At 66.2% G+C, this 26,454-nt stretch carries 19 protein-coding genes; 9 read left to right on the forward strand and 10 right to left on the reverse strand.

What is annotated here, in order from left to right; genetic code table 11:
• Positions 1–4 precede the first annotated feature (4 nt).
• From A9D12_RS08340 to A9D12_RS08350, 3 genes are all read left to right on the forward strand, one after another.
• The gene (locus tag A9D12_RS08340) at positions 5–1,105 is read left to right on the forward strand and encodes an LLM class flavin-dependent oxidoreductase (RefSeq protein WP_068350861.1); all 1,101 of its coding nucleotides are present in this window, start codon (positions 5–7) and stop codon (positions 1,103–1,105) included.
• Positions 1,106–1,488: 383 nt separating this feature from the next.
• Entirely contained in the window at positions 1,489–2,685 is a 1,197-nt protein-coding gene (locus tag A9D12_RS08345; protein ID WP_068350862.1) for an acyl-CoA dehydrogenase family protein, read from the forward strand.
• Between the two features lie 22 nt (positions 2,686–2,707).
• Positions 2,708–3,838, forward strand: coding sequence for an acyl-CoA dehydrogenase family protein (locus tag A9D12_RS08350; protein WP_068350863.1), 1,131 nt, complete (start codon positions 2,708–2,710; stop codon positions 3,836–3,838).
• A gap of 64 nt (positions 3,839–3,902) precedes the next feature.
• Here A9D12_RS08350 and A9D12_RS08355 read toward each other — a convergent pair whose 3' ends face one another.
• Positions 3,903–4,934, reverse strand: coding sequence for a LacI family DNA-binding transcriptional regulator (locus tag A9D12_RS08355; protein ID WP_068350864.1), 1,032 nt, complete (start codon positions 4,932–4,934; stop codon positions 3,903–3,905).
• A gap of 10 nt (positions 4,935–4,944) precedes the next feature.
• Positions 4,945–6,276, reverse strand: a complete 1,332-nt coding sequence (locus A9D12_RS08360) for an MFS transporter (RefSeq protein ID WP_068350865.1) — start codon at positions 6,274–6,276, stop codon at positions 4,945–4,947.
• Positions 6,277–6,454: 178 nt separating this feature from the next.
• Here A9D12_RS08360 and A9D12_RS08365 point away from each other — a divergent pair, with 178 nt between their 5' ends.
• The 4 genes from A9D12_RS08365 (at position 6,455) to A9D12_RS08380 (ending at position 11,937) form a co-directional block, all read left to right on the forward strand.
• Positions 6,455–8,914: a TonB-dependent receptor gene (locus tag A9D12_RS08365; RefSeq protein WP_068354081.1), complete on the forward strand. Its 2,460-nt coding sequence runs from the start codon at positions 6,455–6,457 to the stop codon at positions 8,912–8,914.
• A gap of 97 nt (positions 8,915–9,011) precedes the next feature.
• Positions 9,012–10,097, forward strand: coding sequence for a glycoside hydrolase family 68 protein (locus A9D12_RS08370; protein WP_068350866.1), 1,086 nt, complete (start codon positions 9,012–9,014; stop codon positions 10,095–10,097).
• Positions 10,097–10,975, forward strand: a complete 879-nt coding sequence (locus tag A9D12_RS08375; RefSeq protein ID WP_068350867.1) for an ROK family protein — start codon at positions 10,097–10,099, stop codon at positions 10,973–10,975. Before A9D12_RS08370 ends, A9D12_RS08375 begins: the two co-directional genes overlap by 1 nt.
• A 53-nt stretch (positions 10,976–11,028) precedes the next feature.
• On the forward strand, positions 11,029–11,937 hold the full coding sequence (locus A9D12_RS08380; RefSeq protein ID WP_068354084.1) for an alpha/beta hydrolase: 909 nt from the start codon (positions 11,029–11,031) through the stop codon (positions 11,935–11,937).
• Here A9D12_RS08380 and eda read toward each other — a convergent pair.
• The 4 genes from eda to A9D12_RS08400 all read right to left on the reverse strand — a co-directional run bounded on the left by eda (position 11,934) and on the right by A9D12_RS08400 (position 17,315).
• Entirely contained in the window at positions 11,934–12,542 is a 609-nt protein-coding gene (gene eda, locus A9D12_RS08385; RefSeq protein WP_068350868.1) for a bifunctional 4-hydroxy-2-oxoglutarate aldolase/2-dehydro-3-deoxy-phosphogluconate aldolase, read from the reverse strand. The two genes, A9D12_RS08380 and eda, sit on opposite strands and share 4 nt — an antisense overlap.
• Complete coding sequence (edd, locus tag A9D12_RS08390) at positions 12,542–14,356, reverse strand: phosphogluconate dehydratase (protein WP_068350869.1); 1,815 nt, start codon at positions 14,354–14,356, stop codon at positions 12,542–12,544. Before edd ends, eda begins: the two co-directional genes overlap by 1 nt.
• The gene (zwf, locus tag A9D12_RS08395; RefSeq protein WP_068350870.1) at positions 14,349–15,788 is read right to left on the reverse strand and encodes a glucose-6-phosphate dehydrogenase; all 1,440 of its coding nucleotides are present in this window, start codon (positions 15,786–15,788) and stop codon (positions 14,349–14,351) included. The genes edd and zwf overlap by 8 nt, the downstream gene beginning before the upstream one ends.
• A gap of 69 nt (positions 15,789–15,857) precedes the next feature.
• Positions 15,858–17,315, reverse strand: coding sequence for a sugar MFS transporter (locus tag A9D12_RS08400; protein ID WP_418251580.1), 1,458 nt, complete (start codon positions 17,313–17,315; stop codon positions 15,858–15,860).
• 174 nt (positions 17,316–17,489) lie between these two features.
• Between A9D12_RS08400 and A9D12_RS08405 the strand changes: the two genes are divergently transcribed.
• Positions 17,490–18,527, forward strand: a complete 1,038-nt coding sequence (locus tag A9D12_RS08405; protein WP_082925474.1) for a LacI family DNA-binding transcriptional regulator — start codon at positions 17,490–17,492, stop codon at positions 18,525–18,527.
• A 113-nt stretch (positions 18,528–18,640) separates the two neighbouring features.
• Here the strand turns inward: A9D12_RS08405 and A9D12_RS08410 are convergent, their stop codons facing one another.
• The 4 genes from A9D12_RS08410 to A9D12_RS08425 all read right to left on the reverse strand — a co-directional run bounded on the left by A9D12_RS08410 (position 18,641) and on the right by A9D12_RS08425 (position 25,378).
• A complete protein-coding gene (locus A9D12_RS08410) occupies positions 18,641–21,409 on the reverse strand; it encodes a phosphoenolpyruvate carboxylase (RefSeq protein ID WP_068350872.1) in 2,769 nt (922 codons plus the stop codon).
• Positions 21,406–22,416 carry a glucokinase gene (locus A9D12_RS08415; protein ID WP_068354090.1) on the reverse strand — a complete coding sequence of 337 codons (1,011 nt, stop codon included), beginning with the start codon at positions 22,414–22,416 and terminating at the stop codon, positions 21,406–21,408. Before A9D12_RS08415 ends, A9D12_RS08410 begins: the two co-directional genes overlap by 4 nt.
• A 106-nt stretch (positions 22,417–22,522) precedes the next feature.
• On the reverse strand, positions 22,523–24,661 hold the full coding sequence (locus A9D12_RS08420; protein ID WP_068350873.1) for a S46 family peptidase: 2,139 nt from the start codon (positions 24,659–24,661) through the stop codon (positions 22,523–22,525).
• Between the two features lie 84 nt (positions 24,662–24,745).
• Entirely contained in the window at positions 24,746–25,378 is a 633-nt protein-coding gene (locus A9D12_RS08425) for a DUF1826 domain-containing protein (protein ID WP_068350874.1), read from the reverse strand.
• Between the two features lie 172 nt (positions 25,379–25,550).
• Between A9D12_RS08425 and A9D12_RS14890 the strand changes: the two genes are divergently transcribed.
• On the forward strand, positions 25,551–26,411 hold the full coding sequence (locus A9D12_RS14890) for a hypothetical protein (RefSeq protein ID WP_068350875.1): 861 nt from the start codon (positions 25,551–25,553) through the stop codon (positions 26,409–26,411).
• Positions 26,412–26,454: the final 43 nt, after the last annotated feature.

The following is a 26,454-nucleotide window of genomic DNA, read 5'->3' on the forward strand; positions in this document are numbered from 1 at the left end:
AGACATGACCCAGCAGGCTTCGGCACAGCAATGCGAAATCGCGTGGTTTTCCGCGCTGTGCGATGACGATTACGAGTTTCTCGGCGTTCCCGACCCCTATCTCGCGTCAAGCTGGGAGCATTGCCGCAACATCGTCCTGCGCGCCGAGGAAGGTGGGTTCGACAATATCCTGCTGCCCTCGGGTTATCAGCTTGGCGTCGACACCACCATTTTCGCCGCCGCGGTCGCGACGCAGGTCAAGCGCATCAAGCTCCTGTGGGCAACGCGCATGGGCGAGGACTGGCCGCCGCAGCTCGCGCGCCGGATCGCGACGCTTGACCGCATCCTCGGCCCCAATGCGAGCGGCACCGGCGGGCGGTTGAACGTCAACATCATCTCCTCCGACATGCCGGGCGAAAAGATCGAGAGCGGCCCGCGCTATCGCCGCGGGACCGAGATCATGAAGATCGTCCGCACGCTCCTGAATGGCGAACATCTCGATTTTCAGGGCGAGTTTTACAATCTGAAACTCGATCCCCCGCGCATCACCACATTGAATGGCAAGTGCCCGCCGTTCTATTTCGGCGGCCTCAGCCACGAGGCGCGCGAATGCGCTGCCGAGGCGGCGGATGTTTACCTGATGTGGCCCGACACGCTTGCCAAGGTGCGTGAGAACATCGCCGATCTGAAAGCGCGCGCGGCCAATTACGGGCGCAGCCTCAAGTTCGGTTACCGCGCCCACGTGATCGTGCGCGAGACCGAGGACGAGGCGCGCGCCTATGCCGACCGGCTGCTCTCCAAGCTCGATGACGAGGCAGGCCGCGCGATCCGCGAAAAGTCGCTCGATGCGAAGAACTACGGCGTCCAGCGCCAGCAGGAACTGCGCGGCGCGGCGGACGGCGACGGCTTCGTGGAAGAGAACCTGTGGACCGGCATCGGCCGTGCGCGTTCGGGCTGCGGGGCCGCGATCGTCGGCACGCCCGATCAGGTGCTGGCCAAGCTGCGCGCCTATCAGGCCGAGGGGATCGAAGCCTTCATCCTCTCGGGCTACCCGCATGCGCAGGAGGCCGACCTGTTCGCGCGCCATGTGCTGCCGCATATTAGCCACGGCCCGCTCGAATTTTAAGGGGCGTTTCGTGTGCGAGCCTGCCTTGTGCAGGCCCGCCCGCGGTGCGTGTCTGCTGCTGCGCGGCAGAGCGCGTGCGCTTGCTGCTCGGCCCTAGGCAGACCGGGGTTCGGGGCAGGGGCTCCAACGCCTGACATCGGCCAATTTGTAGGTCGGTTTTGCCCCCCTCGCAAAGCGACTCAAACAGCGTTTGGCACCGTTCAGACCCCCTCCAGACCCTCTCTAGACCCGTCCTGACCCCCTTGCCTTGCGTGTTTCACGTGAAACATTCCCCTACGGCTCCCCCACCCTCGGCAACGGCCCGACATTTTCCTCTTTTCCGCGTCCGCGCAGGGTGACAAGACGTATCGCAAATCGAAACCGATTTTTTGAGGAGAGACCCCATGAACCTCGAGTTCACCCCTGAAGAGCAGGCGTTCCGCGAAGAGGTCCGCAGCTTCATCGCCGAGAACTACCCCAAGCACCTCGCTGATTTCGGCATGCGCGAAGACATGGACCGCGAAGACTTCGTCGCGTGGCACAAGATCCTTGGGGCGAAGGGCTGGTCGGTTCCCGCATGGCCGGTCGAATATGGCGGCACCGGCTGGACCCCGACCCAGCGTTACATCTGGGGCGAAGAAAACGCCCGCGTCAACGCGCTGATGCCGCTGCCCTTCGGTGTCTCGATGGTCGGCCCGGTGATCTACACCTTCGGTAACGAGGAACAGAAGGCCAAGCACCTGCCCGGCATCCGCAGCGGTGAAGTGTGGTGGTGTCAGGGTTACTCGGAACCCGGCGCGGGCTCCGACCTTGCCAGCCTCAAGACCACCGCGGTGCGCGATGGCGACCACTATGTCATCAACGGCCAGAAGACTTGGACCACGCTCGCCCAGCACGCCGACTGGGGCTTCTTCCTGTGCCGCACCGATCCCACCGCCAAGGCACAGGAGGGCATCAGCTTCATCCTGGTCGACATGAAGACGCCGGGTGTCGAGGTAAAGCCGATCAAGCTTCTGGACGGCGGCTACGAGGTCAACGAAACCTGGCTCACTGACGTGCGCGTGCCGGTCGAAAACCTCGTCGGGCAGGAGAACAAGGGCTGGACCTATGCCAAGTTCCTGCTTGCGCACGAACGCTCTGGTATCGCAGGGGTCGCCCGCTCGAAGCGCGGCGTGGAGAAGCTGCGCGAGATCGCGGCGCATGAAACGCTGGACGGCCAGCCGCTGATCAAGGATTTCGACTTCGCCAAGAAGGTCAGCCAGCTCGAAATCGATCTGGCCGCGCTCGAAATCACCGAACTTCGCACGCTCGCGGGCGAGCAGGCGGGCAAGGGGCCGGGGCCGGAAAGCTCGATCCTCAAGATCAAGGGCACCGAAATCCAGCAGCGCCTCACGGAACTGACGCTGGAAGCGGTCGGCACTTACAGTGCGCCCTATATGGGCGGGGTGTCGAACGACAACGGCTCGAACGAACACCCGGTCGGCCCCGACTACGCGGCTCACGCGGCGGCGACCTATTTCAACATGCGCAAGACCAGTATTTATGGCGGATCGAACGAGATCCAGCGCAACATCATCACCAAGATGATCCTCGGCCTTTAAGCCGGACGACGGGAGAGAATTCGTGGATTTCAACTTCACCGAAGAACAGGGCATGGTGCGCGACGGCCTCTCGCGGCTGGTGCGTGAGCAATACGGGTTCGAGGAGCGCCGCAAGGCCATCGCGAGCAGTGAAGGCTGGCGGCCCGAGGTGTGGAGCCAGTTGGCCGAACTCGGCATCCTCGGCATGCCCTTCAGCGAAGCCGATGGCGGCTTCGGCGGCGGCGCGGTCGATGCGATGGTCATCATGGAGGAATTCGGCAAGGGTCTGGTGATCGAGCCCTTCCTTCCCACGGTGGTCTGCGCAGGTGGCTTTCTGAAGCACGCAGGCACCGCGGCGCAGAAGGAAGAGCATATCGGCGCGATCGTTTCGGGCGCTGCGGTGTTCGCCTTCGCCTATGCTGAACCGCGCGGACGCTTCGACTATGCCGATCTTGAAACCACCGCGAAGAAGGACGGCGCGGGCTATGTGCTGAACGGGCACAAGGCGGTCGTGATCGGCGCGCCCTGGGCCAGCCACCTGATCGTCACCGCACGCACCGGCGGCGAGCGGCGCGATCGCAGCGGCGTTTCGGTGTTCCTGCTCGCCAAGGATACGCCCGGCGTCACCACCCGCGACTATGTCACGGTCGATGGCCGCCGCGCCTCGGAAGTCTATTTCGAGAACGTTGCGGTCGGCGCAGACGCGCTGATCGGCGTGGAGGGCGAGGGCCTTGCGCTGATCGAAACCGTCACCGACGAAGCGATCGCCGCGCTGTGTGCCGAAGCCTGCGGGGCGATGAAGGTCGCCCACGCGATGACGGTCGAATACAGCCGCCAGCGCAAGCAGTTCGGCGTGCCGATCGGGAGTTTCCAGGTCCTACAGCACCGCATGGTCGACATGTACACCGCCTACGAACAGGCGGTGTCGCTGACCTACCTCGCCACGCTGCGTCTGGGTTCGGACGAACGGACCCGCAAGCTGGCGGTTTCGGCCGCCAAGGTCGGGGTCGGCCAGGCCGCCCGCCTGATCGGTCAGGAAGCGGTCCAGATCCACGGCGGCAACGGCGTGACCGATGAATATGCGATCGGCCACTATTTCAAGCGGCTGACCATTTTCGACAGCGAATTCGGCAATGTCGACCATCACCTGAAGCGCCACGTCGCGCTCAGCTAAGTCGTTCTGCTATTAGGGAAAAACCCCGCCCGCGGTATGCCGCTGGCGGGGTTTTTTGATGCGCTCAGGCGGTATCGCGCAGCGCCAGTTCGGGCGGCAGGACAAGGCTCTCGGTCGCCTCGCCCGCCAGCCGGCGCAGCAGCAGATCGACAAGACCATGCGCGCCCGCAGCGATATCCTGCCGCACCGTCGTCAAGGCCGGCAGCGTCTGGCGCGCGATCGGCAGATCGTCGAACCCGACCACTTTGACATCGCCGGGCACCGCCATCTTCTGCTTGCGCAATTCGGTAAGGCAGAGCGCCGCCAGCGTATCGGTCGCGGCAAAAATCCCTTCCAGATCAGCACCATGCGCTGCGACATGTGCGGCAATCTCGATGCTTGCGCGGTCGGGCGAAAGGTGGGTGGAGAGCGGCAGGATGGGTGCGATACCAGCCTTTCGCGCGGCATCCTCGGCCCCGGCGAAGCGCGCGGCAAATTCGATCGGGCCGGTGTCGCCCAGAAAGGCGATGCGGCTGGCCCCGGCGGCAATCAGGCGTTCGGCTGCCAGCCTGCCACCAAGGCGGTTGTCGGTGCCGACCACGCAATGCCGCTGGCCCTCGGTGTGGTTGCCCCACACCACCATCGGGCGATAGCTATCGGCAACCTCCTCGATCCGGTCGAACTGGTCGGACTGGCCGATCACGATCACCCCGTCGATCATCCCCGAACCGATGAACCGGTCGAGCCAGTCGGGATCGGTTTCGGGCACCACCCGGCGCAGCATCAGGTCATAGCCGTTGGTGGTCAGCTCGTCGGCGAGAAAGCCGAGCAAGGTCATGAAAAAGCTGTCGGAAATCTGCTGGCGGATATCGTGACCCAAGGGAATCACGACCCCGATCACCCCGGTTTTCTGCCGCCTGAGGCCGCTGGCCATCTGGTTGGGGCGAAAGCCGTGTTCGCGCGCCAATGCCTCGATCTTCTGGCGGGTCTGGGTGTTGACGAGGCTCTTGCCCGCCAGCGCGCGGCTGACCGTGCCGGGGGAGACCCCCGCCAGCCGCGCCAGATCGGTGATGGTGCGCACCGCGGTGCGCATAGGCTTGTCGTCGCCGCTCGGCATTGCTGTCCTCTTAGCCGGCAAGCAGCTCCCCCGTGTCGCGGGGGCGGCGGTGTCCGGCATCCACCAGCAGCGTAGCGAGCGCGCCCGCCAGCATCAAGACACCCCCCAGCATTAGAACATGACGCGGATCGCCGCCCAGCAGCGGACGATAGATCAGCGGCATCGTCAGCGTCTGGATCAGCATCGGGATGACGATGAACAGGTTGAAGATGCCCATGTAGATCCCGTTGCGGTGCGGCGGGATGCAGTCGGCCAGCATGACGTAGGTGTTCCCCATCATCCCGGCCCAGCCGATTCCGATCCCGATCATCAGCACGAACAGCCCCGCAGGCGTCGAGACACCCGGGATCAGCAGCATCGCCGCGCCCGATGCGGCAAGGCACACCGCATGTGTCGGCCGCGCGCCGAAGCGGCGCACCACGGGGATCAGCACCAGGGCGCCGATAAAGGCGATGAAGTTGTAAAGCGCGCCCGCCTGCTGTGTGGTCAGCGTCGCCGCGCGGAAGGCGGCGCTGGCAGGATCGCTGGTGTTGTAAAGCGAGCGGCCCACCGCAAAGGTGATATACTGCCAGTAAGCGAACATCGCATACCATTGGCACAGCATCGCGGCGGCGAGCTGGCGCATCGGGCGCGGCATTTCGGCGATTGCATTGCCGATCTCGGCCAAAGTCGCGCGCACCGTCAGCGGCTTTGCGTCAAGTTCCGCCTGCTCCGCGGCCGAAAGCGGCAATTCGCGCACCCGCAGCACCGACCACAGGATCGTCGAGAGCGACAGGATCGCACCGATCACAAAGGCGATCCGCACGATCACCGGGATCCCGTTGGCATCGAGCACATCGCGCGCGACGAATGCGGTAAGCAGACTGGGGGCAAGATAGGACAGCGTCTGCGCAAGTCCCGTAAAGGCGCTTTGCGTCAGGAACCCGATCGAACGTTGGTCGGGCGCGAGGCGGTCGGCGACATAGGCCCGGTAGGGCTCCATCGTGATGTTGTTGCCAGCATCGAGGATCCAGAGCAGCGAGGCCGCCATCCACAGCGTGGCGGAATAGGGCATCGCGAACAGGGCGAGGGTGCAGATCACTGCGCCGATCAGGAAGTATGGCGTCCGGCGGCCCAGACGGGTGTTGGTCCGGTCGCTCATCGCGCCGACGATCGGCTGGATGATGAGCCCGGTCATCGGGCCCGCCAGCCACAATAGCGGCATCGAAGCCTCGTCCGCGCCGAGGAAGCCATAGATCGGGCCCATATTGGCCTGTTGCAATCCGAAGCTGAATTGCAGGCCGAAGAAACCGATGTTCATCTCGATGATTCTGAGCAGCGAAAGCCGTGGCTTTTCCGACATATGGCGCCTCATCCCATGGTATATGCATGCACCTTATAGCCGGTGCTGTGGCCAAGAGGTGACATGTTTCGGGAACATTTGCAAACGATTGCAAGATTCCTCTTGCAATCGTTTGCAAGATTGATAGTCCATGATCCGTCAGCGCCCCAAGAAGCGCGAATTCGAGAGGAAACCAACCATGAAATTGCGTTCCGCGCTTTGCGCCAGTGCTGCCCTGTCCGCTCTGCTTGCCGCTCCCGCCTTCGCGCAGGATCAGGCTGCCGGCGAAACGGTCGAGGGCGAGGAAATCATTGTCACCGCGGTTGCGCGCGGGCAGAACCGCATCGAAAGCTCGGTCTCGGTCAGCGCGATCGGCGCCGAAGCCATCGCCAACCTGGCCGCGCCATCCGCGGCTGACCTCATTCGCCAGATCCCGGGGATCCGTTCCGAAGCATCGGGCGGCGAGGGCAATGCCAACATCGCGGTGCGCGGTATTCCGGTGTCGACCGGCGGCGGGCGTTATGTCCAGCTGCAGGAAGATGGCCTGCCGATCCTCGAATTCGGCGATATCGTCTTCGGCAACGCCGACAACTTCCTGCGCGCCGATCGTTCGGTTGCCCGCGTCGAAGCGGTGCGCGGCGGTTCGGCCTCGACCTTTGCATCGAACGCCCCGGGCGCTGTCATCAACTTCATCTCCAAGACCGGCGAGACCGAGGGCGGGGCGATTCAGGCAAGCGTCGGGCTCGATTATGAAAGTTACCGGCTCGATTTCGATTACGGCGCGCCGCTGGCCGAAGCCCTCTATTTCCACGTCGGCGGTTTCTACCGCACCGGCGAAGGCCCGCGCGACATCGGTTACAACGGCTATGACGGCGGCCAGATCAAGGCCAACATCACCAAGGAATTCGACGGCGGCTATATCCGCTTTTCGGCGAAGTATCTCGACGACACCACCCCGACCATCCTGCCCCAGCCGGTGCGGGTGACGGGTTCGGCGGGCAACCCCGATTACAGCGGCATCGCCGGGTTCGATCCGCGCACCGATTCGCTCTACAGCCCCTTCCTCACGCCCGCGCGCACGCTGGATGGCAACAACAACCCGGCGTCCTATGATTTCCGTGACGGGCTGTCGGTCAAGTCGATGGCCTTCGGGATCGAAAGCGAGATCGACGTGGGTAGCGGCTGGACGCTGACCAACCGGTTCCGCTTTGCCGACAATTCGGGCGGTTTCATGTCGCCCTTCCCGGCAGGCGTCGACAGCGCGCAGGCGGTTGCCAATGCGATCGGCGGGGCAGGGTCGAGCATCGTCTTTGCCACCGGCCCCAATGCCGGGCAGGTCGCCAATGCGGCCAACATCGGCGGCAACGGGCTGCTGACCAATGTCATCAACTTCAACGTCCGGCTGAACAGCCTCGACAACGTCACCAACGATTTCCGCGTGAACAAGGAATTCGACTTCGGCGGCGGCTCGGCCAACTTCACCACCGGTTTCTACCTTTCGCGCCAAACGGTCGATACCGACTGGCTGTGGACCAGCCATGTCCAGACCGTGCAGGGCGACGGGCAGGCGGTGCTGGTGGATATCCGCAATGCCGGCGGCCAGCTGGTCACCGATGGCGGCACCGTGGCCTACAGCGCCAACTTCTTCGGCAATTGCTGCCGCCGGTCGTATGATGTCGATTATTCGACCTATGCGCCGTTCGCCTCGCTGTCGGTGCAGACCGGGCAGCTGACCCTCGACGCTTCGATCCGCTATGATTTCGGCGATGCCAGCGGCACGATCGCAGGGTCGGACACCGGTTTCGGCACCGGGATCCGCAGCTTCGACTTCGACGGCAACGGCGTCATCAACCCGGCCGAAGCCTCGACCGCGATCATCCCGGCGGCGCGTCCGGTCAATTACAACTTCGACTATTTCAGCTTCTCGCTGGGGGCGAATTATCTCGTCACCGACGATCTGGGCATCTTCGCACGCTACAGCCAAGGTGGCCGCCACACGGCCGACCGATCGCTGTTCTCGCCTGCCGTCAGCACCGTGGATGGCGGTCTGCCGGGCGGCGATACCGGTGTGATCGCGCGGGTCGACCAGCTTGAAACCGGTCTGAAATACCAGTCGGGCGGCGTGGCGCTCTATGCGACCGGGTTCTTCGCCAAGACCAACGAGAACAACATCGAACTGCCCAACCGCGTGTTCAACAACGAATACGAAGCTTACGGGGTCGAGCTTGAAGGCTCGTACCGCAGCGGCCCGTTCTCGCTGTCGGCAGGCGCGACCTGGACCGACGCCGAGATCAAGGACACCGACCCCGGCCGCGCTGCGGTAATCGGCAACACCCCGCGCCGGCAGGCCGACTTCGTCTATCAGGCGACCGCCCAATACGAAGCCGACATGTTCACGCTGGGCGCCAACGTGGTGGGCACGACCGAAAGCTTCACGCAGGACAACAACGATCTGATCCTGCCGGCCTATGCACAGGTCAACGCCTTCCTTGCCTTCCGTCCGATCGAGCGGATCGAACTGGGCCTGAATGCGACCAACCTGTTTAACGCCGAAGGCTATACCGAGGCCGAGGAAGGTTCGATCCCGGCCAATGGCCTGGTGCGCGCGCGTTCGATCGCGGGCCGCACGGTGCTTGCCTCGGTCCGGTTCGATTTCTGATCGCCGGATCGATGACCAATGGGCTGGCCACCATTCTCCCCCGGTGGCCAGCCCCACTTTTCAATGACGAATGCAAAAGCGGGATGGGATCACGCGAATGACCAGCGCATGGACTGAAAGGCACGTTCGCCTGCTTGACGGCCCGCGCGATCCTGCCGCGCTGATCCCGGTGGTCGGACAGGCTGATCGCTCCGCGCTCGACCCTGCGCGCCTTTACTGGGACATGTGGCCCGTGCAGGACGCAGCCGGTTTTCCCGCCACCCTCGCAGGGCGCGAGATGTGGATGGCGCTGACCGCGCCCGATCGCGGTGATCCGGCGCTGCGCCATTTCGAAGCGAAGATCCACTGGCTCGAACGCAAGGATGGCAGGTGGCACGATTGCGGCCCCGTGCTGCCCGAGGGTCAGGGGGTGGCTTACGAACGCGAGTGGGCAGGCTGCGCGCTGCTCGATGAAGCAGGCATGCTGACGCTGTTCTTCACCGCCGCTGGCACCGCATCGCGGGCGGGGGGATATCAGCAGGAATTGTGGGAAGCGCACGCCCGGCTCGGGCCCGATGGCTGGCCTGCGGATTGGTCCGCGCCGCGCCCGATCGTCACCGGATATGCCCCCCATTACATGCCCGCCGACGCTCACGAGGGCGAGGCGGGCAAGATCAAGGCGTTCCGCGATCCGGCCTATTTCCGCGATCCGGCGGACGGGGCGGAATATATCGCCTTCACCGCATCGCTTGCCGGATCGGACAGCGCCTTCAATGGCGCGCTTGGGCTGGCACGGCGGACGGCTGCGGGGTGGGAACTGATCGCCCCCTGCATCCACGCCGAAGCGGTCAACAACGAGCTTGAACGCGCGCATCTGGTGTTTCACGCCGGGCGCTATTACGCTTTCTGGTCGACGCAGACGGTGACTTTCGCCGAACACCTGCGCCATTCGCCGGGGGGGCTTTACGGGATGGTTGCAGACAGTCTTGAAGGCCCGTGGCAGCCGCTCAACGGCAGCGGGCTGGTGCTCGCCAACCCCGATGATGCCCCGCTGCAAACCTATAGCTGGTTCGTCGATGCCAGCCTTCAGGTGTGCAGTTTTGTCGATGTTCTGCCGGGCGGCGAATTTGGCGGAGTGCCTGCGCCATTGATGGATCTGACGCTTGACGGGGCGCGCGCGGCAGCGGCGCAGGGCGCTGCCTGATGCCCGGACACCTGCTGGGCGGGATCGAGGCGGGCGGCACCAAGTTCGTGCTCGCGGTCGGCCCGGCGCCCGACTGCATCACCGCCCGCCATACCATTCCCACCCGCACGCCTGAAGCAACGCTTGCCGAGGCGGCGGCATGGTTTGCCGCCCAGGGCGGGGTGGCAGCGCTGGGGATCGGCAGTTTCGGCCCGGTGGAGCTTGACCGGGCGAGCCCGCAGTGGGGCTTCATCACTGCCACACCCAAGGCTGGGTGGTCGCACTGCGACCTTGCGGGGGCGCTGGGGCGGGCGCTGGGCGGGGTGCCGGTGGGCTTCGATACCGATGTCAACGCCGCCGCGCTGGCCGAATATGCGCAGAGCGACGCGCGCGGCGGGAGCCTTGCCTATCTCACGATCGGAACCGGGATCGGCGGCGGGCTGGTGCTGGATGGCAGGCCCGTCCACGGGATCGCGCACCCCGAGATCGGCCATATCTATCCGCGCCGCCATCCGGACGATGCAGGCTTTGCCGGCAATTGCCCGGTGCATGGCGATTGCCTTGAAGGGCTGGCCAGCGGCCCTGCGATCATCGCGCGCTGGGGCGCTTCGCTGTCCGAACTGCTGCAGGATCACGCCGCCCATGCGATCATCGCCGATTATATCGCGCAATGCTGCCACACGCTGTTCGCCAGTGTGGCGGTGGGCGAGGTGGTAATCGGCGGCGGGGTCGCGCAGACCCCGGGGCTGATCGCGCGCGTGGCGCAGCGCGCCGCCGAACTCGACGCAGGCTACCTGCCCGGCGGCACGCGGCACACCATTCGCGCGCCGCGGCTTGGCCTCGACAGCGGGATCACCGGGGCATTGATGCTTGCCGCCGAGGCAGCGGCAGGGGCTTGAGGCAGCGCGCCTTTCCCGCGATAGACCGCAGGGAAGGGATGGGTGCTTTGCCGATGGTTCGCCTGCTTGCCATTTTGCTCACGCTGCTGGGGCTTGCCGCGCCGCTTAACGCGCAGGAGAGTGGACGCCGCATCGAATATGATCGCATCGCCGCAGCCGGCCTCCCCGACCAGCGGCTGACGATCTGGCTGCCCCCCGGCTACGACGCGGGCGAGCATCGCTATCCGGTCGTATACATGCACGACGGGCACAACCTGTTCGATGTGAAGAACAGCAATTTCAACAAGATCTGGGCGGCGGACGGCGCGATGCTGGCGGCGGTTCGCACTGGCAAGGTCGAACCGCATATCATTATCGGCATCTGGGCACCGGGCAAGGACCGTTACCGCCAGTATCTCCCCCGCAGCGCCTATGACCTCGCGCCGCCTGCCTTGCGTGCGCAGATGGATGCGGCCGCAGGCGGCGAAGTGGTGTCGGACCGCTATCTGGCGTGGATCGCCGGGCCGCTGAAGGATTGGGTCGATGCCAGCTTCCGCACCCGTCCGGGGCGCGATGATACCGCGATTATCGGATCGAGCATGGGCGGATTGATGAGCTGCTATGCCATCCTCGAACGCCCCGAGGTGTTCGGGCGCGCGGGCTGTGTGTCATCGCACTGGCCCGCGGTCGACCCGCGCGCGGTGGCGGGGGAAGACAGCGGGGTCAGGCAGATGTGGGACGCGTGGTTTGCCGCAAGGCTCGGTGCAGCTGACGGGCGGCGGGTGTGGATGGACCACGGCACCGCCACGCTCGACCAGTATTATGCGCCCTATCAGCAGGCGATCGACGCGCAATTTGCCGCAGCCGGCTGGCAGAAGGGACGCGATTTCGAAAGCCGCGTCTATGAAGGCGCGGAGCACGAGGAAAACGCCTGGGCGGCGCGCCTGCCCGAGATTTTCGGCTGGCTGCTGGCGGCGGATTAACGCAGAGCGCAGGCCTCGCGCGCCAGGCGTTCGACCACCGGTTTGTCGGGCGCGCCCTTGGGCGACACCCAGCTTCCGCCGACGCACAGCACGGGATCGAAGGCGAGCCATTCGGCCGCGTTCTCAAGGCTGATCCCACCCGTGGGGCAGAACCGGACGTTGCCGAACGGCGCGGCGAGCGCCTTAAGCGCAGGCAGGCCGCCCGCTGCCATCGCGGGGAAGAACTTGAACCGGTCGAGCCCCAAATCGAGCCCGCGCATGATATCGCCTGCATTGGCGATACCGGGCAGGAACGGCACGCCCGCCGCGATCGCGGCCTTGCCCAGTGGTTCGGTGAGGCCGGGGGAGACGATGAATTCGCTCCCTGCGTTGAGCGCGGCGTCGAGATCGCGGGGGTTGGTAACGGTGCCAGCACCAACGATCGCGCCGGGCACCTGCTTCATCGCGCGGATCGCGCCGAGCGCCGCAGGGGTGCGCAGCGTGACTTCGAGCACGCGCAGGCCGCCGGCGACCAGCGCTTCGGCCAGCGACACGGCGTGAGCCTCTTCCTCGATCACGATCACCGGGATCACGGGCGCCGTGCGCATGATGGCGTCAATATTCATCACATTCCTCCCGACGCGAGCATCGCGCTTGCGCCTTGTTCCGCGCCATCGGCCAGGTGGCGCATCATGCCGAACAATTCGCGTCCCGTGCCGCTTTCGGGTGCGGGATCGGGTGCAGGCTCGCGGTCCGACAGATCGGCGCTGGTCGAGAGCGTGCCGGTGGCCGCGCAGACGCGCACGATATCGCCATCGCGCAAGCGCGACAGCGGCCCCCCTCCCAGCGCCTCGGGGGTGCAATGGATCGCGGCGGGCACCTTGCCGCTTGCGCCCGACATCCGGCCATCGGTGACCAGCGCGACCTTGAAACCCCGGTCCTGCAACACGCCCAATGCTGGGGTGAGCTTGTGGAGTTCGGGCATCCCGTTGGCGCGCGGGCCCTGAAAGCGCACGACGACCACGACATCGCGGTCAAGCTCGCCCGCAGCAAAGGCGGCGGCGACCGAGGACTGGTCCTGAAACACGCGGCATGGCGCCTCGATGGTCCAGCGGGCTTCGTCCACCGCCGAGGTCTTGAAGCAGGCACGGCCGAGATTGCCTTCGATCAGGCGCATCCCGCCATCATGCTTGAACGGATTGGCGACGGGCCGCAGCATCGTGTCGTCGCCCGCAGCGCCGACCGGGCGCCAGACGAGGTCTTCGCCCTCGAACCCGGGCTCCTTGGCATAATCGGCAAAGCCGCCGCGGGCCACGGTGAGGATATCGCCATGCGCCAGCCCTTCGGCCAACAATTCGCCCACGACGAAGCCCATCCCGCCCGCATTGTGGAAATGGTTCACATCGCCCGACCCGTTGGGATAGACCTGCGCGATCAGCGGGACCGCGCCCGACAGATCGGAAAGATCGTTCCAGTCGAAGATGATCCCCGCGGCGCGCGCCATCGCTGGCAGGTGGATCGCGTGATTGGTCGATCCGCCCGTCGCAAGCAGGCCGACCGCGGCGTTGATGATCGCCTTTTCATCGACCACGTGGCCGAGTGGGCGGTAATCCTCGCCCTTGCGGGTCAATTGCGTGACGCGGTGCACCGCCTCGCGGTCCAATGCCTGACGCAGCTTGGTGCCGGGATTGATGAAGGCCGAATTGGGGACGTGCAGCCCCATCATCTCCATCATCATCTGGTTCGAATTGGCCGTGCCGAAGAAGGTGCAGGTGCCGGGCGAGTGGTAGGAGCCCATCTCGCTTGCGAGCAGTTCTGCGCGGGTCGCCTTGCCCTCGGCATAAAGCTGGCGGACGCGCTGTTTTTCCTTGTTGGGGATGCCGCTGGGCATCGGGCCGCCGGGCACGAAGATCATCGGCAGGTGGCCGAACCGCAATGCGCCCATGAGCAGGCCCGGCACGATCTTGTCGCATACGCCGAGCAGGAGCGCGGCGTCGTACATCCTGTGCGACAGCGCCACCGCGGTCGACAACGCGATCACGTCGCGGCTGAACAGCGACAGCTCCATCCCCGTCTCGCCCTGCGTCACGCCGTCGCACATCGCCGGGGTGGCGCCCGCGACCTGCGCGGTGGCGCCCGCTTCGCGCGCGTAGATCTTCAGCCGCTCGGGATAGCGGCCATAGGGCTGATGCGCCGAGAGCATGTCGTTGTAGCTGGTGACGATCCCGATATTCGCGCCGCGCCCGGATACCAGCGTCGCCTGATCCTCCTCGGCCGCGGCATAGGCGTGCGCGAGGTTCGAGCACGACACCGCGCTGCGTTCGCCCATGGAGTCGCCCTCGCGGGTGATCAGGTCGAGATAGGCCTGCCGCGTTTCGCGCGAACGTTCGATCACGCGGCTCGTCACGCGGTGCAGCGTATCGTTCAAGGGCTTACTCATGCCATGTCACCCCGTTGCGTTCGGCTAGCGCGATTGCGGCCGACGGGCCCCAGCTTCCCGCGGTGTAGGTCTTGGGGGCAAGCCCCTCCGCCTCCCACCCGGCGCGCACCGCATCGACCCATTCCCACTGCGCTTCCACCTCGTCGCGGCGGACGAACAAGGTCTGGTCGCCTTCGATCAGGTCGAGCAGCAGGCGTTCATAGGCGATCCGCCGCACCGCGCCGGTAAAGGCATCGGGCATCGCGATGTTGAGCGGGACCGAGCGCAGCCGGATGCCTTCGCGGTCGAGACCGGGCACCTTGGCCATCAGCGACAGCGTGATGTTTTCTTCGGGCTGGATACCGATGACGAGCCGGTTGGGCTGCATCGTCGCGCCTTTCCCGGCAAAGATCGAATGCGGCACGCAGGCGAACTGGATCACGATCTCGGTGACGCGCTTGGGCATCCGCTTGCCGGTGCGCAGGTAGAAGGGCACGCCCTTCCAGCGCCAGTTGTCGACATGCGCCTTGATCGCGACGAAGGTTTCGGTGTCCGACGCCTTGCCCAGCTCCTCGTCGTAACCGGGCACCGCCTGCCCCTGGATCGCGCCCGCGCGGTATTGGCCGGTCACGGTCTCGCCCTTGGTCACGGGCCGCATCGCGCGCAGCACCTTGACCTTCTCGTCGCGCACGGCGGTCGCATCGAAGTGCGCGGGCGGCTCCATCGCGACCAGCGCGAGCAATTGCAGCATGTGGTTCTGCACCATGTCGCGCAGCGCGCCGGCATCGTCGTAGAACGCGACGCGCCCTTCGAGCCCGACGGTTTCGGCAACGGTGATCTGGACATGATCGATGTGCGCCGCATTCCAGAGCGGCTCGAACATGATGTTGGCAAAGCGCAGCGCGAGCAGGTTCTGCACCGTCTCCTTGCCGAGATAGTGGTCGATCCGGAAGATCCGGTCTTCGGGGAAGGCTTCGGCCACCGCGTCGTTAATTTCGCGGCTGGTGCCAAGGTCGGTGCCGAGCGGCTTTTCGAGACACATGCGGACATTGTCGCCCGTCAGCCCGGCCGATTGCAGCCCCTTGATCGTCGGTTCGAACAGGCTGGGCGCGGTCGAGAGGAAAATCGCGAGGCCGCGCTTGGGCTTGCCGACCTTCTTGGCGAGATCGTCATAGCCTTCGAGCGTGGTCGCATCGAGCGGCTGATAGGTCAGACGGTTGAGGAAGCCCGCCATGCTGCCCCGGCGTTCGGCGGGGAGGTATTTCTCGAGCGCGGCGCGTGCGAAATTGCGGTATTCGCCGTCCGACATGTCGCTGCGCGCGGTGCCGATGATCTTGAGTTCGGGGGCGAGCAAGCCGTCGGCGTCAAGCGCGAACAGGCTGGGCAGCAGCATCCGCTGCGCCAGATCGCCGGTGGCTCCGAACAACAGCAGGCGGTCGGCGGTGAAGCTCATGCAATTGGCCCTTATCCCTCGTGCGCCCTACCTAGGCGCACGAGGGATTATCCGCCAGTGCGCGCATACTTATTCAAATGCGGTGGCAACCTCCGGCTCGGCCTTGGCAGGCCGGCGCGCGTAGAAACCGAAGCAGGCGATGATCGCATAGCACGCGATCGGCAGCAGCATCGCGGTGCCGAGGCTCCCGCTGGCATCGGCGATCATCCCGGTCAGAAGCGGGATCACCGCGCCGCCGAAGATCGCGATGTTGATAATCCCCGATCCATCCGCCGCCTTTGCACCCAGCTTCTCGCAGGCGAGGCTGAAGATCGTCGGGAACATGATCGAATTCATCAGGCCGACCGCAAGCAGGCTGTAACCCGCGGTGGTGCCGGTCGCATTGGTCGAGAAGGCGACCAAGGCAATCGCGCCCACCGCAACACCGGCGAGCACGAGGCCCGGGCTGACGAAGCGCAGCACCGCCGAACCGATGATCCGCCCGACCAGCGCGCCGCCCCAGTAAAGGAAGATGAGGTCGCCCGCCGCGCGTTCGGACAGGCCCATGACGCTGGATTCCATCAGGTAGTTGACGATCAGCGAACCAATCGCAACCTCCGCGCCGACATAGAGGAAAATGCACGCCGCCCCGAACGAGAACCGCGTGCGCGAGAGCAGCGGGTTGCCCCACAGCCAGATCGCCGGGCCTGCCATCAGCAGCGCGATACCGGGAAGCTCGATCCCCTGGATCACCAGCCAGCCGCCGATCAGGATCGGCAACAGCCCGGCCAGATAACGCACCGGCGTGGTCAGCGCGGCATCGCGCGCCGCGCCCGCATCATGCGGCAGCTTGTTGCGATAGACCCACACCATCGCCGCGATCACCGCGAGCGCGACGGCAAGGCCGATATAGGTCGACACGATCGCCGCGCTTTCGGCGGTGCGATAGGCGTCAAGCTCCGCGCCGCTCAATTCGGCCGCCGACACACCGGCAAGCCCGCCGAGGATCAGGCCCGATCCCACCCGCGGAAACACTGTGGTGCCAAGGCTGTTGAAGGCCTGCGCAAAGGTCAGCCGGCTGTGCACCGTCTTTTGCGGGCCCAGCAGGCTGATCAGCGGGTTGGTGACGACCTGCACCACCACGACCCCGCTGGCGAGAATGAACAGCGCGCCAAGGAACAGGCCGTAAGTCGCGGTCTGGCTGGCGGGAATGAACAGGAGGCAGCCTGCCATCATGGTCAGCAAGCCCGCCACCGCGCCGCGCATGTAGCCCACGCGCTTGACCAGTTCGGCGCCGGGAATCCCGATCAGCAGATATGCGGTGAAGAAGCAGAACTGCACCAGCATCGCCTCGGTGTAGCTCAGCGTGAACAGCTCTTTCAGCTTGGGCAGGATGACATCGTTCAGCGAGGTGATCCCGCCGATGATGAAGAACAGCGCAAAGACGAAATAATTGAGGCCGGGCGCATGGACCTGGCGTTCGTCGCCCGCATCATCGCCCACGGCCGTAGCCGCACTCACCCCGGGTGCCCCAAGGCCCGCTCCCATTGCCATTGTCGCTCTCTCCCATAGCGCGCTGTCTTTTTGGTAACGTTCACAATCCGCGCGCTGCCTCACAATTGCAAGACCCCGGCGTACAAATCCAGTGACAATCGCTCGCGCGGCATAGCAATTCACGCGTCACGCTTGCGCGCAGGCGCCCATCGCCCCTAGAGAGGGGGCATGAATGGGGGTTCGCGCAGACGGCCGACATCCTTCGATGTGGCGGAGCGGGCAGGCGTCAGCCAGCCGACGGTCAGCCGCGCCCTGTCGGGCAGCCCCGCGATCGCCGAGGCGACCCGCCGCAAGGTGATCGAAGCGGCCGAAGCGCTGGGCTATTTCGTCGACGAACGCGCCGCGCGCCTGCGCCGGGGTTCGACCGGCACGCTCGCGGTGGTGGTGATCTGCCGCGAAGGCGACAGCGCCTCCTCGATCAATCCCTTCGCCTATGCGCTGCTTGGCAGCGTGTGCGTGGCGGCGTCCGAAAAGGGGTTCGAGACGCTGGTCAGCTTTCAGGCGCGCGGGCAGGATTTCTTCGGCCATTACCAGGAACAGGGCCGCGCCGATGGCCTGATCGTGATCGGCACCACCACCAACGCGCCCGCGTGGGAGCATTTCCGCGGGATCGGCGGAGACACGCGCCGTGTCGCCTATTGGGGATCGCCCTTCGACGAGCTTGACTGGGTGCGATCGGACAATGTCGCCGCAGGCAAGCTCGCGGCCGAGCACCTGCTGGCCGCAGGCTACCGGCGCCCGTGCTTCCTTGGCGCGCTGAATACCCCGCAGGTGCAGTTCACCGAACGCTACGAAGGCTATGCGCAAGGCATGCGCGATGCCGGGCTCGAACCCTGCCTTGCCCCCACGGTCAAGGCCGCCACCCGCGAGGAGGAGGGTTTTCGCGCCGCGCGCGGGCTGATCGAACGCGGGTTGACCGGGCCGGGCGGCTTCGATGCGATCTTCGCTGCCTGCGATGCGATGGCGCTCGGCGCGATCGAGGCGTTTGCCGCTGCCGATATCCAGGTGCCGGGCGAGGTCGGGGTAATGGGGTTCGACGATCTGGTCGCCGGCCGTTTCAGCCGCCCGCCGCTGACCACGCTCACTCCCGACCCTGCCGAGGCCGGCGCCGCACTGGTCGAAGCGGTCCTGGAAGGCGAGCGCGCCGAGGCCCGCCGCCGGGTGCCCGTCAGCCTGATCGCGCGGGGCAGCACAGCGCGGTGCTGATACCCGCCAAACCGCTGCTTGGCACCTTCAGACCCTCTCCAGACCCCCGCCAGCCTGCATTCAGCAACCGTTTGCAGCCGTGTTTCACGTGAAACACGCAAGCCTTGCCGCGATCAGCCGTGCGCGCCGAATTCGTTCGCGATCGCGGTGCTGATCCTGAGCCCCAGTTCGTGCGCGCGGGCGATCGGGGTCATGAAATCACGCTCGTAAGCGCCGTATCCCTCCTCGCCGCCGTCGGGGTAATCGCTGGGTTCATCCAGCGGGAAATCGCGCGGTCCCGGCACGCGCACGGGGAAGGCGCGGCGCAATTGCGCCAGCGCCTCGTCGACGCGCAAGGTCAGCACCATCTCGACCACGTCGCGCCGGCTGATGTCGTTCGCGCGGCTGAAGGCAGGCACCGCGACGGCTTTCAGGAACATGTGCTGGAGCAGCGCCAGCCGCAGCGCCTGCAGCACCCCGATCCGGCGGCGGACATGTTCGCGCGCCTCGCTGTCCTCGTCGGGTGCGGGCAGCAGGTCGAGCAGGCGGTGGAATTTCAGCGCATCGATGCGCAGCCGCGAGGCCAGCCGGCGGAACACGCCCGTGCGGTCATCCCCGACCAGATATTCGGCCAGCGCCGCGCACGGCCCCGCCAGATGATCCTCGGTCCCGCGATAGGTGCGGCTCGCCCAATAGGCCGAATTGAACAGCTCGCCGTAAGCCGCGACGGTCTTGATGCTGGCCAGCGCATTGGCGCGGTGCACCAGCCGCAGGATCTGCTGCCCGCGCGCCGAATCGGCGAGCAGCGCGGCGACCTCCTCGCGGTTGGCATCCGCCGCGCTGCCGATCCCGGCGATCACGTTGACGGGGTAGCCCAGCTGCTGGAGGATCGCGTTGTGCGGGATCGCGCGGATCTGCCGCAGGCTCATTTCGCGGTCGGCGTTGATGTCGCTCTGCCGGCGCGAAACGCGGCTGCCGGTGGGGTTCAATAGCCCGAGGCCGAAGGCGGTCACCGCGCGGGCATAGGTGCGGCTGGCGAGGTGATCGCCCTGATGCTCCTTCACCGCGCGGTAGAAATCGAGGCTGACATCGGTGCGGTGATAGAACGGATCGGCCGGCGCGCCCGTGTCGGCGTCGGCGGGGCGCAGTTCGGCAATCCGGGTCAGCGTCGCCAGCGCCAGTTCGGGGGTCGCAAAGAACAGATAACCGTCGCCCCCCTGAAAGCTGACCTCGGGTTCCAGACGGATGCCCGCGCGCGCGAAACGGCGCTTGGCCCAGGGCGACAATGGCCATTCGAGCCGGTCGGCAAGGCTCGCGGGATGCGCGCCGCGGCCCATGCTTTCGCCGTGGGTGTTGAAGACGAGCGCGGCGATATCGCCCAGTCCGTTGGCGGCCATCGCTTCGGCCAGCCGCCCCTGCAACCGCTCGATCGCGAGCGCGGCGGGCACCTGTCCGACAAAGCGGCCCGCATCCGAAAAGCCGGTCTGCACCGCCACCCGCCCCCGGGCCCGCGCATAGGCGCGGTAGGCCGGCTCTGCGAGCAGCGCATCGAGGAAGCGCCCGCCGTGTTCCAGCGCGGTCTCGGTCTCGAACAGGGGCGAGACATCGACCTTGCCCTCTACCCCGAACAGCTTGGCGAAATAGAGCGCGGCGAGCACCGTGGCGGGCTGTTCGCATTCGGCCACCAGCATCCGGATCGGCGCATCGGCATCGATGTGCTTCAGGATCTGCGCCATCGCGAGGAATTGCCGGATCGCGGTCGAGCTTTCGGTGGCGAGCGCGGCGAAATTGGTGCGCAAGGGCTGCGCTTCGTCGACCATGCGGCGCAGCGTCACGATCGCGCCCTTGCTGGCGAGATCGATCGCCTGAGCATCGCCAAGGCGGCGGCGCACCGCGTTGTGCAGTTGCTTGGCGTTCACGCGGAAATGGATCCAGCCCATGCCAAGCCCATCGGCGCGCATCGCTGCCGCCAGCGTCAGCAGCGCGACCGCGCGGTCGGACGCGGCATCGCGCGCCTCGGCTTCCAGTGCGGCGATCAGCGGGGTGAGGGTGAGGAGATTGTCATCGCTCGGCTGGGTCAGCCGGTTGGCAGCAGCGGCCAGTGCCTCTGCGTCCCCCAGATCGCCCGCAAAATCGCCCGCGCGCGCCGCGGCGAAATCGGCCGCGCGGGTGAGCGGGCCGAGCAGCGGATGGCCTGCGTCGATCGCGGCAAGCGATTGCGTGTAGCGCGCCAGCCGCGCGGCCTTTTCCTGCAGGCGGAAGGCGATCGAGGTATGCCAGCCGATATCGGTGCGCCCGTCCATGTCGTATCCGACCCAGCTGGCAAAGCGGAAGGGCAGGGGGCGCAAGGACCGCCACTGACCGGGCCAGCGTGCCTCGGCCTCGGTCAGGAGCCGCGCGGTGATCGCATCGCGCGCATCCTGCGCGCGGGCCATCGCGGCCATTGCCTCGCGGTGTTCATGCTCCAGTGTGACTGGCCTGCGCGGCGGGGGCTCGCTGCTGCAGCTTGCCGGATCGACCGGGTCGCTGCCGGCCGCAGCAGCGGCGACGATGCGGCTCTGGTCGGGGGTCAGAAGGAAGGTCGGGTGCGCGGTGAAGACCGCGTGCAGCTGCGGGCGTTCCCAGCGTTCGCGGAAGGTGTCGAAATCCTCGTCCAGCCCGGCAAGCGGCGCGGGTGCGGCGGGCGGGGCAAGCAGGGTGCGCAGCTTGCGCGCGCGCGCCTCCAGCCCGTCGCATTCGAGCTGCGCGACAAGTTCGGCAAGGTAATCGAGGCTGATCTCGCCCGCCTCGAGGCTGCGCGACACGTCGAGCGACAGCTGGAACACCGGATTGAACAGCGGGGTTTCGCGCGTGCGTTGATGCAGATCGCCCAGCCGCGCTTCGAGCGCCGCGACGGTCTTCATTCCGCTTCACCGGCTGGCGTCTGATGTTCCGAGACGAAGGCGGCCGCTGCGCCGAACAGGCCGGGCTGCGGGTGAACGATCAGCTTGACCGGGATGTTCGCCATCAGGCTTTCGAACCGCCCCTTGGCCTTGAACCGCGAACCGAAGCCCGAGGCCAGCAGCGTGTCGCGGATGCGGTAGCCGAGCCCGCCGGCGATCACCACGCCCGCAAAGCCCCCCTGCGCCAGCGCCAGATCGCCCGCGACCGAACCCAGCGAGAGGCAGAACCGGTCGACCGCGGCGGCGGCCAGGCTGTCGTCGCCCGCAGTGCCGAGGTTCCAGATCTCGATTGCGTCGCGTTCGGGAACGGTCCGGCCTTCGAGCGCGGCAAGCGCCTGATAGATGTCGACGATCCCGGGGCCGGCGACCACGCGCTCGACCGAGACGCGCAGGTGCCGCTGGCGCAACCGCGCAAGGATCGCATCCTCGATGCTGTCGAGCGGGGCATAGTCGATATGCCCGCCCTCGGTCGCCTGCACGCGGTAGTGGCTGCCCGAACGATAGAGGTGCGCCACGCCCAGCCCGGTGCCCGGGCCGATCACGCTGACCGTGCCTTCGCGGCCCAGCGGTTGGTCGGGGCCGGCAAGATGCAGGAACTGGCTGTCGTCGGCACGCGCCACCGCGTGCGCCACGGCGGCAAAATCGTTGACGATGGTATACCGGGTCGCACCCAGCTTTTCCTCGATCAGCGCGGGGCGAATGATCCAGGGATTGTTGGTGAAGCGGATCACCGGATTGGGCTTGCCCGGACTGCCCACCGGCCCGGCAATCGCGATGCTGACCGCCGGCGGCAGCGTGCCGCCCTTGCGCTGGCGGTAGGCCTCCCATGCGGTCTGGAAGCTGGCATGATCGGCGGTGTGGAGCGTCTCGGGCTCGTCGAGCGTGATCGACCCGTCGGCGCCAAGGCTGGCGATGGCAAAGCGCGCGTGGGTTCCGCCGATATCGACGACGACTAACTCCGGCACCATCTCGCGCATATCCTCGTCCCTGTCGGTTGGCCTTGATCGGCAGGGGTGTAGCAGGCGGCGCGCGGGAATCCCACGCGCCGCATACTTATTCAGATCGGGGAGCCGCTTACTGCGCGGCAACGCCCATTTCGGTCAGCAGACGGTCTGCGCCGTCGATCTTTTCCATCGTCCACAGCATAAAGCGGCTGTCGACGTGGATCGTGCGGTTGATCGCCGGATCATACATCCAGTCGCTGACCACGCCTTCGATCGTGCCGTCGAAGGCCAGGCCCACGAACTCGCCGCGCGCATTGAGCGTCGAGGAGCCCGAGTTGCCGTTGGTGATGTCGACCGTCGACATGAAGTCGACCGGCAGCGTGCCCAGTTCAGGCGCGACATAGCGGCCGTAATCCTTGGCCTTGATCAACTCGATCATCTTGTCGGGCGCGTCGAATTCGCCGCGGCCGGTGTGCTTGGCAACGATGCCTTCGGCGGTGGTGAAGGGCGTCCATTCCTGTCCGTCGACCTTCTTGCCCGTCACCTTGCCATAGGTGAAGCGCAGCGAGCCGTTGGCGTCGGGGTACATCGTCTTGCCCTGCGATGCGGCATAGGCAAGACGTGCTTCCATGACCTTGGAACGGGCCTTCTGCATTGCGCCCGAACGCGCCTTGTCGGCCGCTTCGCCTGCCATCGCCTCGTCATAGGTGGCGACCGCCAGCTGGATGAAGGGGTCGTTCGAGGCGCGGAAATCGGCCGGGGTCTTGCCCATCCATTCCATCCGCTTGGCCGAGGTGCCAAGTTCGCTGGTGGCGTAGAGCGAGGCGATATCGCGGCCTTCGATGAAGGCATCGAAGCTCTTGATCCGGCTTTCGGCGGGAAGCTGGCGGTATTCGGCGATCGCATCGGCGAACAATTGCTGGTCGATCGCTTCGACATAACGCCGGTCGATGATCGCCATGCGCTGCGTCATGAAGGCCTTGTCGCGGTCCTGGAAACCGGGTTCGCGGTCCTTGTTGGGCTTGGTCTGCTCGTTCGACCAGCGATAGAGCGTGCGCGCCGCGCTGTAGAGCTGCCCGCGCGAGAGCATGCCCTTGCGCTGATCGGCGAGCGCTGCGGCGTTGGTTTCGGCGATCAGGCGGTCAAGTTCGACGAGCGCCGCGCCATACTGCGCCTCGCGCTTGGGGTCGGCCTTGATCCAGGCGCGGAAAGCGTCCTCGTCGGCCTGCTTCTTGGCGACCAGCGAAATCGCGTCGGCCCCGGCAAGCTGGCCGGCGATCTTCTTTTCGTAGTTCTCGGTGCCCTGCAGCGTCGCGGCATAGGCGATCGTCGCGGCTTGGTTGCCCGCGGTCAGCTCGTCGATCCGGTCGCCGTATTCGGCCAGCATGCGCTGCTGATAGGGGTAGAGTTCCTCGTAATAGAAGCGCGCCTCATCCGCGGTGCGCAGGCGTTCGGTGGTGCCGGGGAAGCCGGCGACCATCACGAAATCGCCCGCCTTCACGCCGTCCTTGGCGATCGGCAGGAACGCCTTGGGCTTGAAGGGCACGTTCTCCTTGGCAAACGGGGCCGAAGCGCCGTTGGGGGCCACGTAAGCGCGGTAGAACGAGAAGTCGCCGGTGTGGCGCGGCCACATCCAGTTGTCCTTCTCGCCGCCGAAATTGCCCACGCCCGCCGCCGGGGCATAGACGAGGCGCACGTCCTGGATTTCGAGCTGCTGCTGGAGCCAGTATTGCGCGCCGCCGAAATAGGCGCGCACGTCGCAGCGGCGGTTGGCCTGCTTTTCGCATGCCTCGATCAATGCGGCACGGTTGGCCTGCAACCGGTCGAACCGCGCGCGGCCTTCAAGCTTGTCGGCGCCTTTCAGCATCGCCTTCGACACATCGCGCAGGTCCTCGATCACATAGATCCGGCTGCCGGGCGCGGCGGGCAGTTCATCGCCCAGCGTCTTGGCGAGGAAACCGTCGGTCAAGTAATCGTTCTCGGGCGAGGAATTGTATTGCAGCGAGCCGACCACGCAGTGGTGGTTGGTCGCGACCAGACCTTCGGGCGACAGGAACGCCGCCGAGCAGCCACCCAGCGATGCGATCGCGGTCAGCGGCGGGCGTTGCAGGTCGCCCAGCGTCTTGGCATCGAGTTCGAGCCCGGCAGCCTTCATCTCATCGGCGATGGCGGCGGTCTGGCTCGGCAGCCACATGCCTTCGTCGGCTTGCACGGCAGCAGGAACAGCCACGATCAGGGCGCTGGCCCCGGCGAGCAGGAACTTCTTCATCGAGCACTTACCTCATGCGAAAGGGGGGCGCTGCGGGTGCAGCGCACCGAAGTTGGTCGCACCTGGCGGCGCGTGGGCCCGCTGTTAGGCCAGATCAGATTGCGGCGGAAGGGGCGATTGCGCGCTATCGACGAACGGGCGACTGACGGGGTTGAGCACCAGCAGCAGCCGCACCGCCCCCGTGTCGGCAATCGGCGGAGAGCGGTGGATGGCGGGCCTGTCGGTCGCAAGCCTGCCCTTGAACAGCCCGACATCGAAGGCCGCAAGACGATTGATCCGCTCGGGCGGCATGCCCGCGGCCACGCGCAGCGCATCGGCTTCGTCCAGCCAGTCGGTGCCCTCGCCGGCATAGGTCGTGATCAGCCGCGCGGTGACATAGTCGGCATGGAACTTGCGGCACGAATCGGTGCGCACCACTTCCAGCCGCAGTTCGAACCGGGCAAGGTCCATCGCCGCGCAATACAGCCGGGCAAGCGCGGCGATATCCTCGGCCAGAACATCGTGGAGCGCGGGCGGCCCGCCGAAGCCGCCGCTGCGCAATCCGGCAAGCACCGCGCCGCGCACTGCGGCCTCGTCGCTGACAAAACGCAGGTCTTGCGGATCGCTTTCGAGCAGCGGGGCGAAATCGGCAAAGGACGGCCGCTGCCAGATCGCAAGATTGCAATCCGCATCCGCGATAGCGGACAGCACGGCAGGGCCGGGGGCGATACGGGACATGCGGGTCAAGACGTCGGACATGGGATGATCCTCAAAATCTTTGAGTGATGTTGTATCATCACTAGCGGCAGAGACCGGTATCCGCAACCACCCGTCGTTGCGCAAAGGCTCTTGCGAGTGATTATCATCTGGGCCAAGAGGCACCTCCCGAACACGCGAAGGATATGCCCCCATGAACAGCACGCTCAAACTCTGGACCCAGCTTGGCCTCGGCACCGCGCTTGCCGGCGGGTTGCTGGCCGCGTGCAGCGGCGAGGCGGGCACGGGCGAGGCCGGCGCGGGTGAGGCGGGCATCGCGCCCGACACCGCCGCCACCGCGGGCGAGGGCGAAGGCGGCGCAGGCGAGGGCGAAGGCAGCGCGGCTGCCGGCGGCGAAGGCGAAGGCGGCGTCGCAACCGCCGATGCCGCGACCGATCCGGTTGCCTATGGCATCGCGCTCGCCGTGGCCGAAGCGCATGTCGTGGCCGCGCGCGATGCCTATGCGGCGGGCAAGAAGGACGCGGCGGCCGAAATGTTCGCGCACCCGGTCAGCGAAGTGCTGCTCGACATGGACCCCGCCTTTGCCAAGCTGGGCGTTGCCGACATGAAGCCATTGTTCAGCGCCGCATCCGAAGCCGCGCTGGCAGGCAAGAGCACCGCCGAGGTCGGCAAGGCCTATGACGCCATCATCGCGGCGCTGCGCGGTGCGGCGACCAAGGCGCCCAAGACCGACGCCAGCAGCGCCAAGGTCGCCACCGGGGTGATCGCCGACATGATCGAACGCGCCAGCGCGATGTATCGCCAATTGCCCACCAACGATGCTTACGAGCCCTATCTCGACGGCTATGGCTTTGCCCGCGTCGCGCAGACCGCCTTTGCCGCCAATGGCGCGGCCATCAAGGCCGAGAACGCAGCCGCGCACACGCGCATCACCGAAGCGCTCGCACTGCTCGGCAAGGCCTATCCCGGGGCCGCGCGCCCCGCGACGCTGCCCGAACAGCCCGGCGCATTGTCGGGGGCGTCGGCCAAGGTGATGCTCGCCGCAGGCAACTGACGGCGCGCGCCGAACCGGGCTGATGCTGCGGCGAATTGCCCCT

It is taken from the genome of Erythrobacter neustonensis (assembly GCF_001663175.1).
Classification (GTDB): Bacteria; Pseudomonadota; Alphaproteobacteria; order Sphingomonadales; family Sphingomonadaceae; genus Erythrobacter; species Erythrobacter neustonensis.

Excerpts from the sequence above, each read along its gene's own strand:
- A9D12_RS08340 (WP_068350861.1), top strand. The coding sequence starts at position 5 with ATGACCCAGCAGGCTTCGGCACAGCAATGCGAAATCGCGTGGTTTTCC.
- A9D12_RS08345 (WP_068350862.1), top strand. The coding sequence starts at position 1,489 with ATGAACCTCGAGTTCACCCCTGAAGAGCAGGCGTTCCGCGAAGAGGTC.
- A9D12_RS08355 (WP_068350864.1), bottom strand. The coding sequence starts at position 4,934 with ATGCCGAGCGGCGACGACAAGCCTATGCGCACCGCGGTGCGCACCATC.
- A9D12_RS08360 (WP_068350865.1), bottom strand. The coding sequence starts at position 6,276 with ATGTCGGAAAAGCCACGGCTTTCGCTGCTCAGAATCATCGAGATGAAC.
- A9D12_RS08365 (WP_068354081.1), top strand. The coding sequence starts at position 6,455 with ATGAAATTGCGTTCCGCGCTTTGCGCCAGTGCTGCCCTGTCCGCTCTG.
- A9D12_RS08370 (WP_068350866.1), top strand. The coding sequence starts at position 9,012 with ATGACCAGCGCATGGACTGAAAGGCACGTTCGCCTGCTTGACGGCCCG.
- A9D12_RS08375 (WP_068350867.1), top strand. The coding sequence starts at position 10,097 with ATGCCCGGACACCTGCTGGGCGGGATCGAGGCGGGCGGCACCAAGTTC.
- A9D12_RS08380 (WP_068354084.1), top strand. The coding sequence starts at position 11,029 with ATGGTTCGCCTGCTTGCCATTTTGCTCACGCTGCTGGGGCTTGCCGCG.
- eda (WP_068350868.1), bottom strand. The coding sequence starts at position 12,542 with ATGAATATTGACGCCATCATGCGCACGGCGCCCGTGATCCCGGTGATC.
- edd (WP_068350869.1), bottom strand. The coding sequence starts at position 14,356 with ATGAGTAAGCCCTTGAACGATACGCTGCACCGCGTGACGAGCCGCGTG.
- zwf (WP_068350870.1), bottom strand. The coding sequence starts at position 15,788 with ATGAGCTTCACCGCCGACCGCCTGCTGTTGTTCGGAGCCACCGGCGAT.
- A9D12_RS08400 (WP_418251580.1), bottom strand. The coding sequence starts at position 17,315 with ATGGGAGCGGGCCTTGGGGCACCCGGGGTGAGTGCGGCTACGGCCGTG.
- A9D12_RS08405 (WP_082925474.1), top strand. The coding sequence starts at position 17,490 with ATGAATGGGGGTTCGCGCAGACGGCCGACATCCTTCGATGTGGCGGAG.
- A9D12_RS08410 (WP_068350872.1), bottom strand. The coding sequence starts at position 21,409 with ATGAAGACCGTCGCGGCGCTCGAAGCGCGGCTGGGCGATCTGCATCAA.
- A9D12_RS08415 (WP_068354090.1), bottom strand. The coding sequence starts at position 22,416 with ATGGTGCCGGAGTTAGTCGTCGTCGATATCGGCGGAACCCACGCGCGC.
- A9D12_RS08420 (WP_068350873.1), bottom strand. The coding sequence starts at position 24,661 with ATGAAGAAGTTCCTGCTCGCCGGGGCCAGCGCCCTGATCGTGGCTGTT.
- A9D12_RS08425 (WP_068350874.1), bottom strand. The coding sequence starts at position 25,378 with ATGTCCCGTATCGCCCCCGGCCCTGCCGTGCTGTCCGCTATCGCGGAT.
- A9D12_RS14890 (WP_068350875.1), top strand. The coding sequence starts at position 25,551 with ATGAACAGCACGCTCAAACTCTGGACCCAGCTTGGCCTCGGCACCGCG.